This window comes from Klebsiella sp. S69, assembly GCF_016516145.1.
GTDB lineage: Bacteria > Pseudomonadota > Gammaproteobacteria > Enterobacterales > Enterobacteriaceae > Klebsiella > Klebsiella oxytoca.
The window spans coordinates 58,462-73,808 of the sequence record NZ_JACVUU010000019.1 but is presented as its reverse complement, the minus strand read 5'-3'; the positions used below and the strand labels follow the sequence as shown (position 1 = coordinate 73,808).

The window sequence follows — 15,347 nt, the reverse complement described above, 5'->3', positions numbered from 1 at the left end:
TCCTTAAACCTTCTCGATTTCGACCAGATTGGTGTGCTGCGGGTTGCCCTTAGCCAGCGGCGAAGGGCGGTGCGTCGTCAGTGTATTAATACAGGAGCCGCGATCGATACGATCGCCGTTCATATTGGCATCATGCCAGGCCCCCTGGCCCATCGCCGACACGCCGGGCATGATGCGCGGGGTCACCTTGGCCGGGATCCGCAGTTCGCCGCGGGCGTTGAATACGCGCACCATATCGCCGTTCTTGATCCCGCGTTTTTCGGCGTCCAGAGGATTTAGCCACACCTCCTGACGGCAGGCTGCCTGCAGTATATCCACATTGCCGTAGCTTGAGTGGGTGCGCGCCTTGTAGTGGAAGCCGAACATTTGCAGCGGGAACTTCTCGCGTAAAGGATCATCCCAGCCTTCAAAGGTTGAGGCGTAGACCGGCAGCGGGCTAATGGTTTCGTCCTTTTCGAGCTGCCAGTTTGCGGCGATCTCCGCCAGACGGCTGGAGTAAATCTCGATTTTACCCGACGGGGTTTTTAACGGATTGGCGGCCGGGTCTTTACGGAAGTCGCGATAGGCGACAAAGTGGCCGTTGGGGTCTTTACGTTTATAAATCCCCATCTTTTTCAGTTCGTCATAGCTCGGGAGCGCCGGGTCTTTCGCCAGCATTTTCGCGTATAAATGCTGCAGCCACTGCTCCTGGGTACGGCCTTCGGTAAACTTCTGGTGGACATCCTCGCCAAGCCGTTTTGCCACTTCGCTAAGGATCCAGTAGATAGGTTTGCGCTCAAATTTGGCGGAGGTGACCGGCTGAATGAAAATGAGATAACCCATATTGCCGGCGTAATCGTTGGGAATAATATCTTCCTGCTCGACGGTCATCAGGTCCGGCAGCAGAATATCGGCATATTTGGCCGATGAAGTCATAAAGTTTTCGATAACCACGATCATCTCGCATTTGCTTTCATCCTGCAGGATCTCGTGGGTTTTATTGATATCCGAGTGCTGGTTGATGATGGTGTTGCCGGCATAGTTCCAGAGGAATTTAATTGGCACATCTAGCTTCTCTTTGCCGCGTACGCCGTCGCGGGTGGCGGTCATTTCCGGGCCGCGAGCGATGGCGTCGGTCCAGCTAAAGCAGGAGATGGCGGTTTTAATCGGATTGGTCAGCACCGGCAGGCGTTCAATAGTAATGGTATAGGTGGATTCGCGGGCGCCGCTGTTGCCGCCGTTAATGCCGACGTTGCCGGTCAGTATCGGCAGCATGGCGATCGCTCGGGCCGACAGTTCACCGTTAGCCTGGCGCTGCGGTCCCCATCCCTGGCAAATATAAGCCGGTTTCGTGCTGCCGATTTCCCGGGCCAGCTTGATGATGCGGTCGACGGGAATGCCGGTGATCCGCGATGCCCATTGTGGGGTTTTCGCCGTGCCGTCGTCACCCTCGCCGAGAATATACGCTTTGTAATGTCCGTTCGCCGGGGCATCTGCCGGCAGCGTTTTCTCATCGTAACCGACGCAGTATTTATCGAGGAATGGCTGATCGACCAGATTTTCATTAATCAGCACCCAGGCGATGCCGGCCACCAGCGCGGCGTCGGTGCCGGGGCGAATCGGGATCCACTCATCTTCCCGCCCGGCGGCGGTATCGGTATAGCGCGGGTCGATAACGATCATTCGTGCGTTAGAGCGCTCGCGCGCCTGTTCTAAATAATAAGTGATGCCGCCACCGCTCATGCGGGTTTCTGCCGGGTTATTACCGAACATCACCACCAGCTTGCTGTTTTCAATATCGGAGGTGCTGTTGCCATCATTGCTGCCGTAGGTGTAGGGCATGGCGCAGGCAATTTGCGCCGTACTGTAGGTCCCGTACTGATTCAATGAACCGCCGTAGCAGTTCATCAGGCGCATTACCGGTGAGGCGGTGGGTGACGAACGCGTCATGTTGCCGCCGACAATCCCCGAAGAGTAGTTAATATAAACGGCTTCGTTGCCATAATCTTTGACGATGCGTTTGAGATTGCCGGCAATCGTATCCAGCGCCTCTTCCCAGCTAATGCGGACAAAATTGCCTTCGCCGCGTTTACCGACGCGCTTCATGGGATAATTAAGGCGATCGGGATGATTAATGCGCCGGCGAATGGAACGGCCGCGCAGGCACGCGCGCACCTGGTGATCGCCATAAATATCCGCGCCGGTATTGTCGGTTTCGACCCAGACGACTTCATCGTCACGCACGTGTGAACGCAGCGCGCAGCGGCTGCCGCAGTTGACCGAGCAGGCCCCCCAGACAATCCGTTCTTCACCGCGCGTAGCGTCTTGCACCGCGGCGGCGGCATTGCGCAGGCTGAAAGGCAGCGATAAACCGCCGGCGGCGAGGGCCAGCGAACCAAGGGCGGTCGATTTGATTAGCGTTCGGCGGGTAAGGCCGTCGGTATGTTCCTGGTTAGACATTGCTCACTCCATGATTTTGTTATAATGGCGTAATGCCAACGCCTGCTTAATGTCGGCGTGGAGAGTGAGGGATCTTACTTAAAACGGAGTAGAGAGATCTTATCCCCGGTCAACCAAGGGATAAGACTTCTCCAGTCATGCGGCGAGGTTACTGCGCGCCGCTGTCGCGGGTGTAGATGATTTTAAAGGTATCGTTGGCGCAGTGGCCGACCACCTGCTCGCCGGGCCGATCGGGCTGGTCGTTCGGGACGATCGCCAGGCTAAAGCCCGATTCCGGGACGCCGTTGTTGATGATTTTCCGCTGAATATCGCTTTTTACCCGCTCGCAGGAATCCGGCGCCGCGAAAGCAGCTGTCGAACCCAGAAGCAGGGCCGCACAGAGCCAGGGGGATAGTTTCATCATAAACTCCTTATTGACGTTATCCAGAATTAAGCATAGCAGAAGTGGTGTAAACAATTGTATTTGCTAATATGATTGTACTATGCACAAAAGGAATCGCGTGTGAAAAAACGGTTTTTGCTGTTACTGGCTGTCGGAGCGCTTAGCGCCTGCGATGAAAAGGGAGCTCCTCAGGCCTTCACTCCCGAAATGGCCAGTTTTTCTAACGAATTTGAGTTCGATCCGCTGCGTGGGCCGGTGAAAGAGTTTAGCCAGACGCTGTATGACGAACATGATGAAGTGGTGAAGTGGGTTAAAGGGCGTTTATCCAGCGAAGGGTGCTTTGACCTGCTGGCATTTGAAGACCTGGAGAACAAAACCGGCGCGGCGCTGGTGCTGGACGCGAACTACTATCTGGATGCGCAAAGCCAGGAAAAACGCCTGCGTTTGCAAGGAAAATGCCAGCTGGCGGAAATGCCTTCGGCGGGCGTGTCGTGGGAAACCGATGATAACGGATTTGTTGTGACCGCTCGCGGCAAGGAGAGCACCGCGACCTACCGCTATGATAGCGAAGGCTATCCGCTGGGTAAAACGACCACCGCTAAAGGCGAGCGTTTTACGGTAAGCTCAACGCCGTCGTCCGATCCGCGCAAAAAGATGGACTACACCGCAGTGAGCATCTTTAATGACCGCACGCTGGGCAACGTAAGTCAGACCTGCGATTACGACGACCACGACAACCCGGTAAGCTGTGAGCTTAAGGTTGTCGACGACAGCGTACAGCCTGCGCTGATCCGCCACTACACCATCAAAAGCACCATTGACTATTACTGAGCCGTCGGTTTCAGCAGCGTCTGGCCCTGTGGTTTATGCTCGGCCAGATACTGGTGCTGGAACAGGCACATACGGATGGTATTGCGGTATTCACCGTTAATAAAGAATTCGTGGATCAGTTCACCTTCCACCATAAATCCGAGCTTGCGGTAGATGTGGATCGCTTTTTCATTTTCTTTATCGACGATAAGGTAGAGCTTATATAAGTTGAGCACCATAAAGCCGTAATCCATGGCGAGCTTAGCGGCACGGGTGGCCAATCCTTTGCCCTGATAATCAGGGGAGATGATGATCTGAAACTCAGCGCGACGGTGCACGTGGTTGATTTCAACCAGCTCAACCAGTCCGGCCTTTTCGCCGTCGCATTCAATAACAAAGCGGCGTTCGCTCTGATCGTGAATGTGCTTGTCGTACAGGTCGGAAAGTTCAACAAAGGCTTCATAGGGCTCTTCAAACCAGTAGCGCATAACGCTGGCGTTGTTGTCGAGCTGGTGGACAAAGCGGAGGTCTTCGCGCTCAAGCGGGCGGAGTTTGACGTGATAAGCGTCAGTCATGGGAATACCTGTGTGTTATAGCGAAGTTTTACTGATTATGGCGCCCGCAGGCGCCATACATTACGGAGTAATAGTGCGGCCAGTGCGGCGGTCAAGGCAGCGCAGGGTGTTAGGTTCCCAGTACGCGTTGACGTTCGCGCTCTTCTGGCAGTTGTCCTGGGCATCAAAAGCCACGTCGGCTTTATCCCACTCTTTTTCGGCGCGCTTGTTGACCTTCTGGCGTAAAGAGCGGGTGTCGTTCCACTGCTCTTTTTCCATCGCGGCCTGCTGGCGGCTCTGGGCGCTGTCGCCGGACTCAATGACCAGCTTGTCCGTTTTGGCGAACGACGATGCGGTAAAGACCATCGCGCTCAGCGCCAGCAGGGCGGTCAGACACCAGCGTTTGTTCAGTGTTGTGTTCATCACGATTTCCTTTAAGTGATCCCCGTGGTGTGAGTTTACTACATCTCCTTTCGACGGCATACCCGACAAAATAGAGTTAACGACGGCCATTATTGCGTAGAATGAGTTAACGCTTGCTCAACTTACGACGTTTTAAATGGTAAAAACCACGCTGCTTTTCTTTGCCACCGCGCTGTGCGAAATCATTGGCTGCTATTTACCGTGGCTATGGTTAAAACGTGGGGCGACGCCCTGGCTACTGATTCCGACCGGCCTGGCGTTGGCGCTTTTTGTCTGGCTGTTGACGCTGCACCCGGAGGCGAGTGGACGGGTGTACGCCGCTTATGGCGGGGTATATGTTTGCACCGCTCTGCTATGGTTGCGTTTCGTCGATGGCGTCAAACTGAGCCATTATGATTGGGCCGGGGCGCTGGTTGCGCTGTGCGGCATGCTGATTATTGTGGCTGGCTGGGGACGCGCTTAGCCCTTCTTTTCTGTTAAAAAAGCCGGGGTAAATACCGCTATCCCGGCCTCTTTGTCTTGTGCATTAGCCCATTCCTTCTCCGTTTATACCCTCCCTGACCGCGCTGAGATAATGTGATCTGTCGCGTCTTTTTCGATCGTTATACTTGTATGGTAGTAGGTCTGATGTTTTAATTTTGTTCACTAACCGCATAGAAGTAAGGAAGAAGAAATGAAGATCGTTGCCGCTGAAGTTTTCGTCACCTGCCCGGGACGCAACTTCGTCACCCTTAAGATCACCACTGATGACGGTATCGTCGGTTTAGGTGACGCGACGCTAAACGGCCGCGAGCTGTCCGTTGCATCGTATCTGCGGGATCACCTCTGCCCGCAGCTGATTGGCCGCGATGCGCACCGCATAGAAGATATCTGGCAGTTTTTCTACAAGGGCGCCTACTGGCGTCGCGGCCCGGTCACGATGTCGGCGATTTCCGCTATCGATATGGCGCTGTGGGATATCAAAGCGAAGGCTGCGGGTATGCCGCTGTATCAGCTGCTGGGCGGGGCTTCGCGGGAAGGGGTCATGGTTTATTGCCATACCACCGGCCACTCTATTGACGAAGTGCTGGACGACTACGCGCGCCATAAAGAGATGGGGTTTAAAGCGATTCGCGTGCAGTGCGGCGTGCCGGGAATGAAAACCACTTACGGTATGGCGAAAGGTAAAGGTCAGGCCTACGAACCGGCAACGAAAGGCCAGTGGCCGGAAGAACAGCTATGGTCCACCGAAAAGTATCTCGATTTCACTCCACGCCTGTTTGCCGCCGTGCGCGAAAAGTTCGGTTTTGACGAGCATCTGCTGCACGACATGCACCACCGCCTGACGCCGATCGAAGCGGCGCGTTTTGGCAAAAGCATTGAAGAGTACCGCCTGTTCTGGATGGAAGACCCGACCCCGGCAGAAAACCAGGAGTGCTTCCGTTTAATTCGTCAGCATACCGTCACGCCGATTGCCGTTGGAGAAGTGTTCAACAGCATCTGGGACTGTAAACAGCTGATTGAAGAGCAGCTGATTGACTATATCCGTACCACCATCACTCACGCTGGCGGGATTACAGGAATGCGCCGGATTGCCGATTTCGCCTCGCTTTATCAGGTGCGCACCGGCTCGCACGGGCCGTCCGATCTCTCTCCGGTCTGCATGGCCGCCGCGCTGCATTTCGACCTGTGGGTACCGAATTTCGGCGTACAGGAATATATGGGCTACTCCGAGCAGATGCTGGAAGTTTTCCCGCATAGCTGGACATTTGATAACGGCTATATGCACCCGGGGGAAAAACCGGGACTCGGTATCGAATTTGATGAAAAACTCGCCGCGAAATACCCCTATGAACCGGCTTATCTGCCTGTCGCACGTCTGGAAGACGGCACGTTGTGGAACTGGTAACGAAGGAAATAACAAATGAAAAGTATCGTAATTCGTCAGCCGAATGAACTGGTGATTGAAGAGCGTCCGCTCCCGCAACCTGCCGCAGGAGAAGTACGGGTTAAGGTGAAACTGGCGGGAATATGCGGTTCCGATAGCCATATTTACCGTGGTCATAATCCGTTTGCCAAATACCCGCGGGTGATAGGCCATGAATTTTTTGGCGTTATCGACGCCATTGGCGAGGGCGTTACCGATAAAGCCATCGGCCAGCGCGTGAGCGTTGATCCGGTCATTAGCTGCGGTCATTGCTACCCTTGTTCCGTGGGCAAGCCGAACGTCTGCACTTCGTTAGTGGTGCTTGGCGTGCATCGGGACGGGGGGTTTAGCGAATACGCGGTGGTGCCGGCGAAAAATGCCTGGCGGGTGCCTGACAACGTTTCCGACAAGGATGCGGTGATGATTGAGCCTTTCACTATTGCGGCCAACGTTACCGGGCACGTTTCGCCGACCGACCAGGATATTGCGCTGGTATACGGGGCGGGTCCTATGGGCCTGACGACCATACAGGTGCTGAAGCGGGTGTACCGCGTTAAGCAGGTTATCGTTGTCGACCGCATTGATGAACGCCTGCAGATGGCCGAGCGTAACGGAGCGGATTGGGTAATTAACAACAGCAATGAGCCTCTGGCTGACACGCTGAAGGCGCAGGGGATCCTTCCGACGCTGATCATTGATGCGGCCTGCCATCCCTCTATTTTACAAGAGGCGGTTACCCTGGCCTCGCCGGCGGCGAGAATTGTCTTGATGGGCTTCTCGACTGAGCCTTCGCAGGTGGCGCAGCAAGGAATTACGGGGAAAGAACTGTCGATTTTCTCATCGCGGCTTAACGCCAATAAATTCCCCGTGGTCATTGATTGGTTAGAACAAGGGTTAATTGATCCGCAGGAGTTGATTACCCACGAATTTGCGTATCAACACGTTGTTGACGCTCTTGAGCTTTTTGAAAATGACAGAAAACGTTGCTGTAAGGTTTTATTAACCTTCGGGCAATAATAACAGGTGCGGACTTTGTACCCTACAATTAGAGATAATCATTATGACTACCGTTAAAAATGAGAGAACCACTTCCGATCTCATTCGTGCAGCCGTATCTGGTTGGTTAGGTACTGCACTGGAGTTTATGGATTTCCAGCTCTATTCCCTGGGCGCAGCGCTGGTTTTCCACGAGATATTTTTCCCGGAGCAATCTGCCGCTATGGCGCTTATTCTGGCGATGGGCACCTACGGCGCAGGCTATATTGCTCGCATCGTCGGCGCCTTTATTTTCGGTAAAATGGGCGACCGTATTGGGCGTAAGAAAGTCCTGTTTATTACCATCACGATGATGGGTATTTGCACTACGCTCATTGGCGTGCTGCCAACCTATGCGCAGGTGGGGATTTTAGCGCCGGTATTGCTGGTCACATTACGCATTATTCAGGGACTGGGCGCGGGCGCTGAAATATCCGGTGCGGGCACCATGCTTGCGGAATATGCGCCGAAAGGTAAGCGCGGAATTATCTCTTCGCTGGTAGCGATGGGAACCAACTGCGGTACCTTAAGCGCTACGGCTATCTGGGCGGTGATGTTCTTCGTGCTGGATCGCGAACAGCTCGTCGCGTGGGGATGGCGTGTGCCGTTCCTCGCCAGCGTAGTGGTGATGATCTTTGCCATCTGGCTGCGCCTCAATCTGAAAGAAAGCCCGGTATTTGAAAAGGTGAGTGAAGAAGGCAGTCTGCAAAATGGAGTGGCCGCTCAGGAAGGCTCCTTCAGCGCAATGCTGAAAAGTAAGTCTTTCTGGCTGGCCACGGGGCTGCGCTTTGGGCAGGCCGGAAATTCAGGGCTGTTGCAAACGTTCCTGGCGGGCTATCTGGTTCAAACCTTAATGTTTGATAAAGGTATCCCCACCGATGCGCTAATGATCAGCTCCGTGATTGGTTTTATCACCATTCCATTCCTGGGCTGGTTGTCAGATAAAGTAGGGCGCCGCATCCCTTATATTATCATCAATATTTCAGCCATTATTCTGGCCTGGCCGATGCTGTCGATTATTGTTGATAAAAGCTACAGCGCGAGCACCATTATGGCGTCATTAATCGTCATTCATAACGTCGCTGTATTAGGCCTGTTTGCGCTGGAAAATATTACGATGGCTGAAATATTCGGCTCACGTAACCGCTTTACCCGCATGGCAATCTCTAAAGAGGCGGGTGGTTTAGTCGCGGTTGGCTTTGGTCCTGTTCTGGCCGGTATCTTCTGTAATATGACCGGTTCATGGATGCCCATTGTTGTTATGCTGGTGTGCTACTCAATCATCGGCTTAATTTCTGCCATCCTGATGCCTGAAGTTCGCGATCGCGATCTGAGCTTGCTGAATGATGCAGCGGATTGCGCACCGCAGAATAAAGCGGTGGGCAACGGGCAATATATTTAAGCAGCATAAACTCCGCACCGAATGATGATAGCCAAAAATAACAATCTGCCGGGCCTTTAGCCCGGCATTTTTCACGCTTTTAGTGCCTGAAATAGCACGGTAAATAACCCACTCTGTCTTGTATGGTAGTTGATAAAGGTCAAGGATATCATACCGGTTGCATGAGAGGGTTTATATCAACAGCCCATTCTCACTTCATGTGGGGATCCAGAAATCATAAATATGAGAGCCACCATGGAAAATATGCTTTTAACAGCGCATGCCACGCTGCCATCCTACGATCGTAACCGTCTCGTTCCGCGCATTGTCCATCTGGGCTTTGGCGCATTTCATCGCGCGCATCAGGCCGTATATACAGATATTCTGGCGACGGAGCACGACAGCGACTGGGGTTATATTGAGGTAAACCTGATCGGCGGCGAACAGCAGATTGCCGACCTGCAGCAGCAGGATTTACTTTATACCGTCGCGGAAATGTCGGCCGATGCCTGGACCGCTCGCGTTGTTGGCGTGGTTAAGCAGGCGATACATGCCCAGGTGGATGGCCTGGAAAGCGTACTGGCGAAAATGTGCGAGCCCGAGGTCGCGATTGTGTCACTGACCATTACTGAAAAGGGCTACTGCCACTCTCCGGCCAGCGGCCAGCTGCAGCTGGACCATCCGCTAATTGCTGCCGATTTACAACATCCTCATCAACCGAAATCCGCGCCGGGCGTGGTGGTTGAAGCGCTGGCGCGGCGCAAAGCAGCAGGACTGCCGCCGTTCAGCGTCATGTCCTGCGATAATATGCCGGAAAACGGTCACGTAATGCGTAATGTCGTCTGCGCCTATGCTAACGCTGTCGATGCTGAGTTAGCCGAGTGGATTGCGCGTAATGTCACTTTTCCCTCCACTATGGTGGACCGCATCGTTCCGGCGGTAACGGCCGATACATTAGAGAAAATTGAGCAACTTACCGGCGTTCGTGACCCGGCGGGCGTCGCCTGTGAGCCGTTTCGCCAGTGGGTCATCGAAGATAACTTTGTCGCCGGGCGTCCAGAATGGGAGAAAGCCGGCGCCGAACTGGTCTCTGACGTGCTGCCGTTTGAAGAGATGAAGCTGCGTATGCTAAACGGCAGCCACTCTTTCCTTGCCTGGCTGGGCTATCTGGCCGGCTACCAGCATATTAATGACTGTATGCTGGACGACAACTATCGCCGCGCCGCGCATGCGCTGATGATGACTGAGCAGGCGCCGACGCTAAGCGTGCAGGGCGTTGATCTGGCACGCTATGCCGGCCTGTTGATCGATCGCTATAGCAACCCGGCGCTGCAGCACCGTACCTGGCAGATAGCCATGGACGGCAGTCAGAAGCTACCGCAGCGGATGCTGGATTCGATTCGCTGGCACCTGGCTCATGGCAGCGACTTTACGCTGCTGGCGATGGGCGTTGCCGGCTGGATGCGCTACGTCAGCGGGGTGGACGACCGGGGGCAGGAAATTGAAATTTCCGATCCGCTATTGCCGATCATCCAGCAGACTGTCCAAAATAGCGCGGACGGAGAAGAGCGGGTTAAAGCGCTGATGGGCATTGAGGCTATTTTCGGCCAGGACCTGAGCCAGGAGCCCCGGTTTGTTAATGAGGTCACGCGCGCTTATCTGTCGCTGAAAAAACACGGAGCCAAAGCGACCGTTGCCGCCTGGGCTCAGGAGAACTAAACATGGTGCCGCCGATGATGGCGGCATTACTGTTACATACCATTTCTGAACACTATTTTTATGTTCAGGCAGGGCTGTTTAAATAATAAATCTTGATCCAGATCGTTGAATATACATAACTTTATCTAACAACAGTTAAGTATAAATAATTGGCGTTTATTTTAATCTCTAAAGTATTTATTTGGGTGATTTATCATTCACCTGCTGAAGTAACTATGGCATGATGAGTTAACTTACTAAGTTTCCTCAGAAAAAAAGGAGAACGGTCTATGTACAAAAAAATTTTGTTGCCAGTAGACGTTTTTGAAATGGATTTAAGTGATAAGGCGGTGCGTCATGCCGAGTTTTTGGCCTCAGCGGATGAAGGTGAAATAACGCTGCTCAACGTTCTGCCGAACAGCAGTAGCTCAATATTGCGCGGCTTTGCGGCTGATATACGTAAGTTTGAAGCCTATATGCGCGAGGAGTCGGAGAAAAAAATGAAGACGATATCCCGTCTGTTCTCGATTCCCGCCGGGCGAATTCACTCCAGAGTGGTGTTTGGCAACGTACGTGATGAAATCCTGGCGGTGAGCAGTAATGAAGAATTTGATGTTATCGTTATTGGCTCCCGTAAACCGGGAATATCAACCCATCTGTTGGGCTCTAACGCCGAGTCGATTTTACGCCACGCCAAAATACCGGTTTTGGTTGTCAGATAATACCGATCATTTTGTTTCTGGCGGCAGAGAAACGCTCTGCCGCTACGCATTTTACTCTTCGCTAAACCAGTCGCTATTTTCCTGACGTACCAGCAGCACGGATTCGCTAATTTCTTGCAGATGCAGGCTCATCGCCTTTTCAACCGCATCCGGGTTGCGGGCCACCAGCGGCTGGAAAATATCATAATGCTGGCGCAGCATCATATCGGGAGGAGTGACGTGATCGAGGCTCATGTAGCGCACCCGGTCAATGGTGGCTTTAATGTTTTCAACGGTATCCCAGGCGAGCTGGCAGTCGGCAATTTGCGAAAGCTTCTGATGAAACTCATCATCCAGCTGGAAAAAATCGGTTAACTGCTGGCGCTCAACCGCCGTGCGCTGCTGATTAAGATTTTGCTCAAGCTGGTAGAGCTGCTCATCATTCACCATTCCGGCAGCGCGCCGCACCACGGCGCATTCGATAGCCTGGCGGACAAAACAACCGTTGCGTACCTGCGAGAGAGAGATCTTATTTACGTAGCTGCCGCGCTGCGGACGGATCTGGATCAGGCCATTTTCAGCCAGTTTTATAAAGGCTTCGCGCACCGGCTGGCGAGAAACGTCAAAGCGCACGGAGACTTCTTTCTCCGAAAGCGGGGTCCCGGGCGGAATCAAACAATGGACGATATCCCGACGAAGGATACGATAAATTTGCTGATTTACGGGCTGTGTCGGATTCAGTTGAGCTTCTGCGGCCATTGATGGTTACTTTTTATAAGGTAGTTGCGCTATTTTACGGGATTTTTACCGTCCAGCCCAGACCCGGCCTGCAGGCCGGGTCACGGAGCTTAGCCCTGACGGTGAACGTTCAGTCCGGCAAAACTTTGGCTGACCGGCATCATTTCCAGGGTGTTGATGTTGACGTGTTTTGGCAGGTTCGCGACCCACCAGACCGCTTCGGTGACGTCTTCCGGCGTCAGGGCTTCGGTATTCTCGTAGGCTTTACCCGCCTTCGCGTCGTCACCTTTAAAGCGCACGTTAGAGAATTCGGTTCCGCCAACCAGGCCCGGTTCAATATCGGTCACGCGCAGGGCCGTACCGTGCAGGTCTGTACGCAGGTTCAGGCTGAACTGGCGCACAAACGCTTTGGTCGCGCCGTAGACGTTACCGCCTGCATATGGCCACGCGCCGGCGACCGAGCCGATGTTAATGATATGGCCGCGATTACGTTCAACCATTCCCGGCAGAACGGCGCGGGTCATATAAACCAGCCCTTTGTTATTGGTGTCAATCATGTCTTCCCAGTCTTCAATGCTGGCTTTATGGGCGGGTTCAAGACCCAGCGCAAGCCCGGCATTATTGACGAGAACATCAATCGCCTGCCAGTCAGCCGGAAGCCCGGCAATCATCTCTTCGATGGCTGCGCGATTGCGTACGTCCAACTGGGCGGTATAAAGATTCTCGCCCAGCTCATCCTTAAGAGTTTTCAGGCGTTCTTCGCGACGCCCGGTGGCAATCACTTTGTGACCGTTAGCGATAAAACGGCGAGTAATGCTTTCACCAAAACCCGCGGTTGCTCCGGTAACCAGGATAATCATCTTACTGTTCCTCAACGCTTTTTGTGTCTTCATACCATAGCACGCGATCCCGGCGACGGGTAATGGAAATCATCAGTCAGACGTTGTCGATCGCGGCGATACACAGAGTATTGATTGCGGTCAATCAATGAGTTGCCTAATCTTACAGGATAATCGTTTTCAGGAGATGAAGATGTCGGAGAACAATCCTTTTTTCAGCGTTAGCCTGCTGCCTTATCAGGCGCCGCGTTTCGATCTGGTTGACGTCAGCCATTACCGACCTGCCTTCGACGAAGGCGTTCGTCGCCAGCGTAAAGAAATTGCCGCTATCGTTAATAACCCGCAGCCGGCTGATTTTGCCAATACCCTGGAGGCCCTGGAGCAGAGCGGTCAGCTGCTGGCGCGGGTAACCAACGTCTTTTTTGCGATGGCAGGCGCGGAGACTAACCCGACCATTCAGGCCCTCGATGAGCAGTTTTCCGCCGAGCTGGCTGAACTGGCTAACGATATCTGGCTCAACGATGCTCTTTTTCAGCGGGTGAAGCTGGTGTGGGAGCGGCGAGAATCGCTCTCCCTTGACGCCGAGTCCAGACGTCTCCTTGAGATAACCTGGCAACGCTTTACCCTTGCGGGAGCCACGCTTGCGGAAGAGCAAAAAGCGGCGCTGCGCGCGCTGAATACCGAAGCGGCGGCGCTGCAAAGCCAGTTCCAACAGCGCCTGCTGGCGGCGGTAAAATCGGGTGGCCTGGCGGTGGATTATGTTCATCAGCTCACAGGTCTCAGCGATGATGAGATAAGCGCAGCGGCAGAAGCCGCGCAGGAGAAAGGGTTAAGCGGACGCTGGCTGCTTTCTCTGCTCAATACCACCCAGCAGCCTGCGCTGCTTTCGTTGCAGGATCGGCAAACGCGAGAAAATCTTTTTGCAGCTGGCTGGACGCGAAATCAGAAGGGCGATGCGAATGACACACGCGAGCTGGTGCTGCGGTTGACGGCAATCCGCGCGCGCAAAGCGCAACTGCTGGGCGCAGATGACTTTGCCAGCTGGTCGATGGCCGATCAGATGGCGGGCGCCCCGGCAGAGGCGTTTGCCTTTATGCGGCGAATCGCTCCGGCGGCGCGGGCGCGAGCCGAACAGGAGCTGGCGGATATTCAGCAGGTTATCGATCAGGAAGGCGGCGACTTCCGCGCGGCAGCGTGGGACTGGCTCTATTACGCAGAACAGGTGCGCCGGGCGAAATTTGCTATCGATGAAGCACAGCTTAAGCCCTATTTTGCTCTCGAGCGCGTTCTGCGTGATGGCGTATTCTGGGCAGCGACACAGCTGTTTGGCATTCGCTTTGTGGAACGATTCGATATCCCGGTTTATCACCCTGACGTGCGGGTCTGGGAAATCATCGACGCTAGTGGCGAGGGTATCGCACTTTTTTATGGCGACTATTTCTCGCGGGATAGCAAAAGCGGCGGGGCGTGGATGGGCGTATTTGTCGAACAATCCACCCTGCGTGCGCAGCATCCGGTTATCTACAACGTCTGTAACTATCAGAAACCGAAAGCCGGGCACAGCGCGTTGCTTTCCTGGGATGAAGTTATCACTTTATTTCACGAGTTTGGCCATACGCTGCACGGGCTGTTTGCCAGCCAGAAGTACGCCAGCCTGTCGGGAACCAATACGCCACGCGATTTTGTTGAGTTTCCTTCGCAAATTTATGAACATTGGGCCAGCGAGCCGCAGGTGTTTGCCCACTATGCGCGGCATTACCAAACCGGCGAGGCCATGCCGGCAGCGCTTCGCGACAGCATGTTCCGCGCGGCGAAGTTTAATAAAGGCTACGATATGAGTGAGCTGCTCGCGGCGGCGCTGCTGGATATGCACTGGCACAGCGTAGCCGTGGATAAGCTACCCGATGACGTTGATACTTTTGAAGCCGCAGCCCTGCATGCGGAGAAAATGGATCTTCCCGCCGTGCCGCCACGCTATCGTAGCAGCTACTTCTCGCATATTTTCGGCGGCGGCTACGCCGCGGGTTATTACGCCTATCTGTGGACGCAGATGCTGGCGGACGACGGCTACCAGTGGTTCGTTGAGCAGGATGGTTTAACCCGTGAAAACGGCCAGCGTTTCCGCGAAGCGATTTTGTCTCGCGGCAATAGTACTGATTTAGCAGAACTTTATCGCCAGTGGCGCGGACACGATCCGCAGATTGAGCCGATGCTGGAAAACCGCGGGCTGAGTTAGTCGAGCGTTATTTAGAGCAGAATAAGACCGGGCGCAGCGCCCGGTTTTTTGTCCAATTTTTTCTTCCCCAAAATCCCGCCAAAACTTTTCCCCAAAATATCATGAGGCATGGCCCATTTGATGCCACTGAAACCTATAAATTGACTTTGTATTATATATTTGATTTCTTATCCGCGATTCCTTTGGCATCGCTTGCAGAGTTCTG

The 15,347-nt window shown here is 53.9% G+C and carries 14 protein-coding genes; 8 read left to right on the top strand and 6 right to left on the bottom strand.

Annotated features, from left to right (window positions below; genetic code table 11):
* Positions 1-3 precede the first annotated feature (3 nt).
* Both ynfE and IAE27_RS18795 read right to left on the bottom strand, forming a co-directional pair.
* Positions 4-2,439 carry a selenate/tellurate reductase subunit YnfE gene (gene ynfE / locus IAE27_RS18800; RefSeq protein WP_154022517.1) on the bottom strand — a complete coding sequence of 812 codons (2,436 nt, stop codon included), beginning with the start codon at positions 2,437-2,439 and terminating at the stop codon, positions 4-6.
* A 148-nt stretch (positions 2,440-2,587) separates the two neighbouring features.
* Positions 2,588-2,839, bottom strand: a complete 252-nt coding sequence (locus IAE27_RS18795; protein WP_108704997.1) for a DUF1161 domain-containing protein — start codon at positions 2,837-2,839, stop codon at positions 2,588-2,590.
* Between the two features lie 102 nt (positions 2,840-2,941).
* Between IAE27_RS18795 and IAE27_RS18790 the strand changes: the two genes are divergently transcribed.
* Entirely contained in the window at positions 2,942-3,652 is a 711-nt protein-coding gene (locus IAE27_RS18790; RefSeq protein WP_004102453.1) for a YnfC family lipoprotein, read from the top strand.
* Here the strand turns inward: IAE27_RS18790 and speG are convergent.
* Positions 3,646-4,206: a spermidine N1-acetyltransferase gene (gene speG / locus IAE27_RS18785; RefSeq protein ID WP_004102449.1), complete on the bottom strand. Its 561-nt coding sequence runs from the start codon at positions 4,204-4,206 to the stop codon at positions 3,646-3,648. The genes IAE27_RS18790 and speG overlap by 7 nt on opposite strands.
* 60 nt (positions 4,207-4,266) lie before the next feature.
* Positions 4,267-4,608, bottom strand: coding sequence for a DUF1283 family protein (locus IAE27_RS18780; protein ID WP_004102447.1), 342 nt, complete (start codon positions 4,606-4,608; stop codon positions 4,267-4,269).
* A 136-nt stretch (positions 4,609-4,744) separates the two neighbouring features.
* Between IAE27_RS18780 and IAE27_RS18775 the strand changes: the two genes are divergently transcribed.
* From IAE27_RS18775 to IAE27_RS18750, 6 genes are all read left to right on the top strand, one after another.
* Positions 4,745-5,071 carry a YnfA family protein gene (locus tag IAE27_RS18775; protein WP_004102445.1) on the top strand — a complete coding sequence of 109 codons (327 nt, stop codon included), beginning with the start codon at positions 4,745-4,747 and terminating at the stop codon, positions 5,069-5,071.
* 210 nt (positions 5,072-5,281) lie between these two features.
* Positions 5,282-6,496, top strand: a complete 1,215-nt coding sequence (gene rspA, locus IAE27_RS18770; RefSeq protein ID WP_004113339.1) for a starvation-sensing protein RspA — start codon at positions 5,282-5,284, stop codon at positions 6,494-6,496.
* A gap of 15 nt (positions 6,497-6,511) precedes the next feature.
* Positions 6,512-7,531, top strand: a complete 1,020-nt coding sequence (locus IAE27_RS18765) for a Zn-dependent oxidoreductase (RefSeq protein ID WP_004113338.1) — start codon at positions 6,512-6,514, stop codon at positions 7,529-7,531.
* A 43-nt stretch (positions 7,532-7,574) separates the two neighbouring features.
* Positions 7,575-8,951, top strand: coding sequence for an MFS transporter (locus IAE27_RS18760; RefSeq protein ID WP_004102438.1), 1,377 nt, complete (start codon positions 7,575-7,577; stop codon positions 8,949-8,951).
* A gap of 234 nt (positions 8,952-9,185) precedes the next feature.
* The gene (locus tag IAE27_RS18755) at positions 9,186-10,649 is read left to right on the top strand and encodes a mannitol dehydrogenase family protein (RefSeq protein ID WP_154022516.1); all 1,464 of its coding nucleotides are present in this window, start codon (positions 9,186-9,188) and stop codon (positions 10,647-10,649) included.
* Between the two features lie 269 nt (positions 10,650-10,918).
* Entirely contained in the window at positions 10,919-11,350 is a 432-nt protein-coding gene (locus IAE27_RS18750; protein ID WP_004102436.1) for a universal stress protein, read from the top strand.
* Between the two features lie 51 nt (positions 11,351-11,401).
* Here IAE27_RS18750 and IAE27_RS18745 read toward each other — a convergent pair whose 3' ends face one another.
* On the bottom strand, positions 11,402-12,088 hold the full coding sequence (locus tag IAE27_RS18745; RefSeq protein ID WP_004102435.1) for a GntR family transcriptional regulator: 687 nt from the start codon (positions 12,086-12,088) through the stop codon (positions 11,402-11,404).
* An 89-nt stretch (positions 12,089-12,177) separates the two neighbouring features.
* Positions 12,178-12,927, bottom strand: coding sequence for a bifunctional NADP-dependent 3-hydroxy acid dehydrogenase/3-hydroxypropionate dehydrogenase YdfG (ydfG, locus tag IAE27_RS18740; protein ID WP_004102434.1), 750 nt, complete (start codon positions 12,925-12,927; stop codon positions 12,178-12,180).
* A gap of 172 nt (positions 12,928-13,099) precedes the next feature.
* On the opposite strand from ydfG, the gene dcp reads away from it, so the two are divergent.
* On the top strand, positions 13,100-15,142 hold the full coding sequence (gene dcp / locus IAE27_RS18735) for a peptidyl-dipeptidase Dcp (RefSeq protein ID WP_154022515.1): 2,043 nt from the start codon (positions 13,100-13,102) through the stop codon (positions 15,140-15,142).
* The last annotated feature ends 205 nt before the right edge of the window (positions 15,143-15,347 follow it).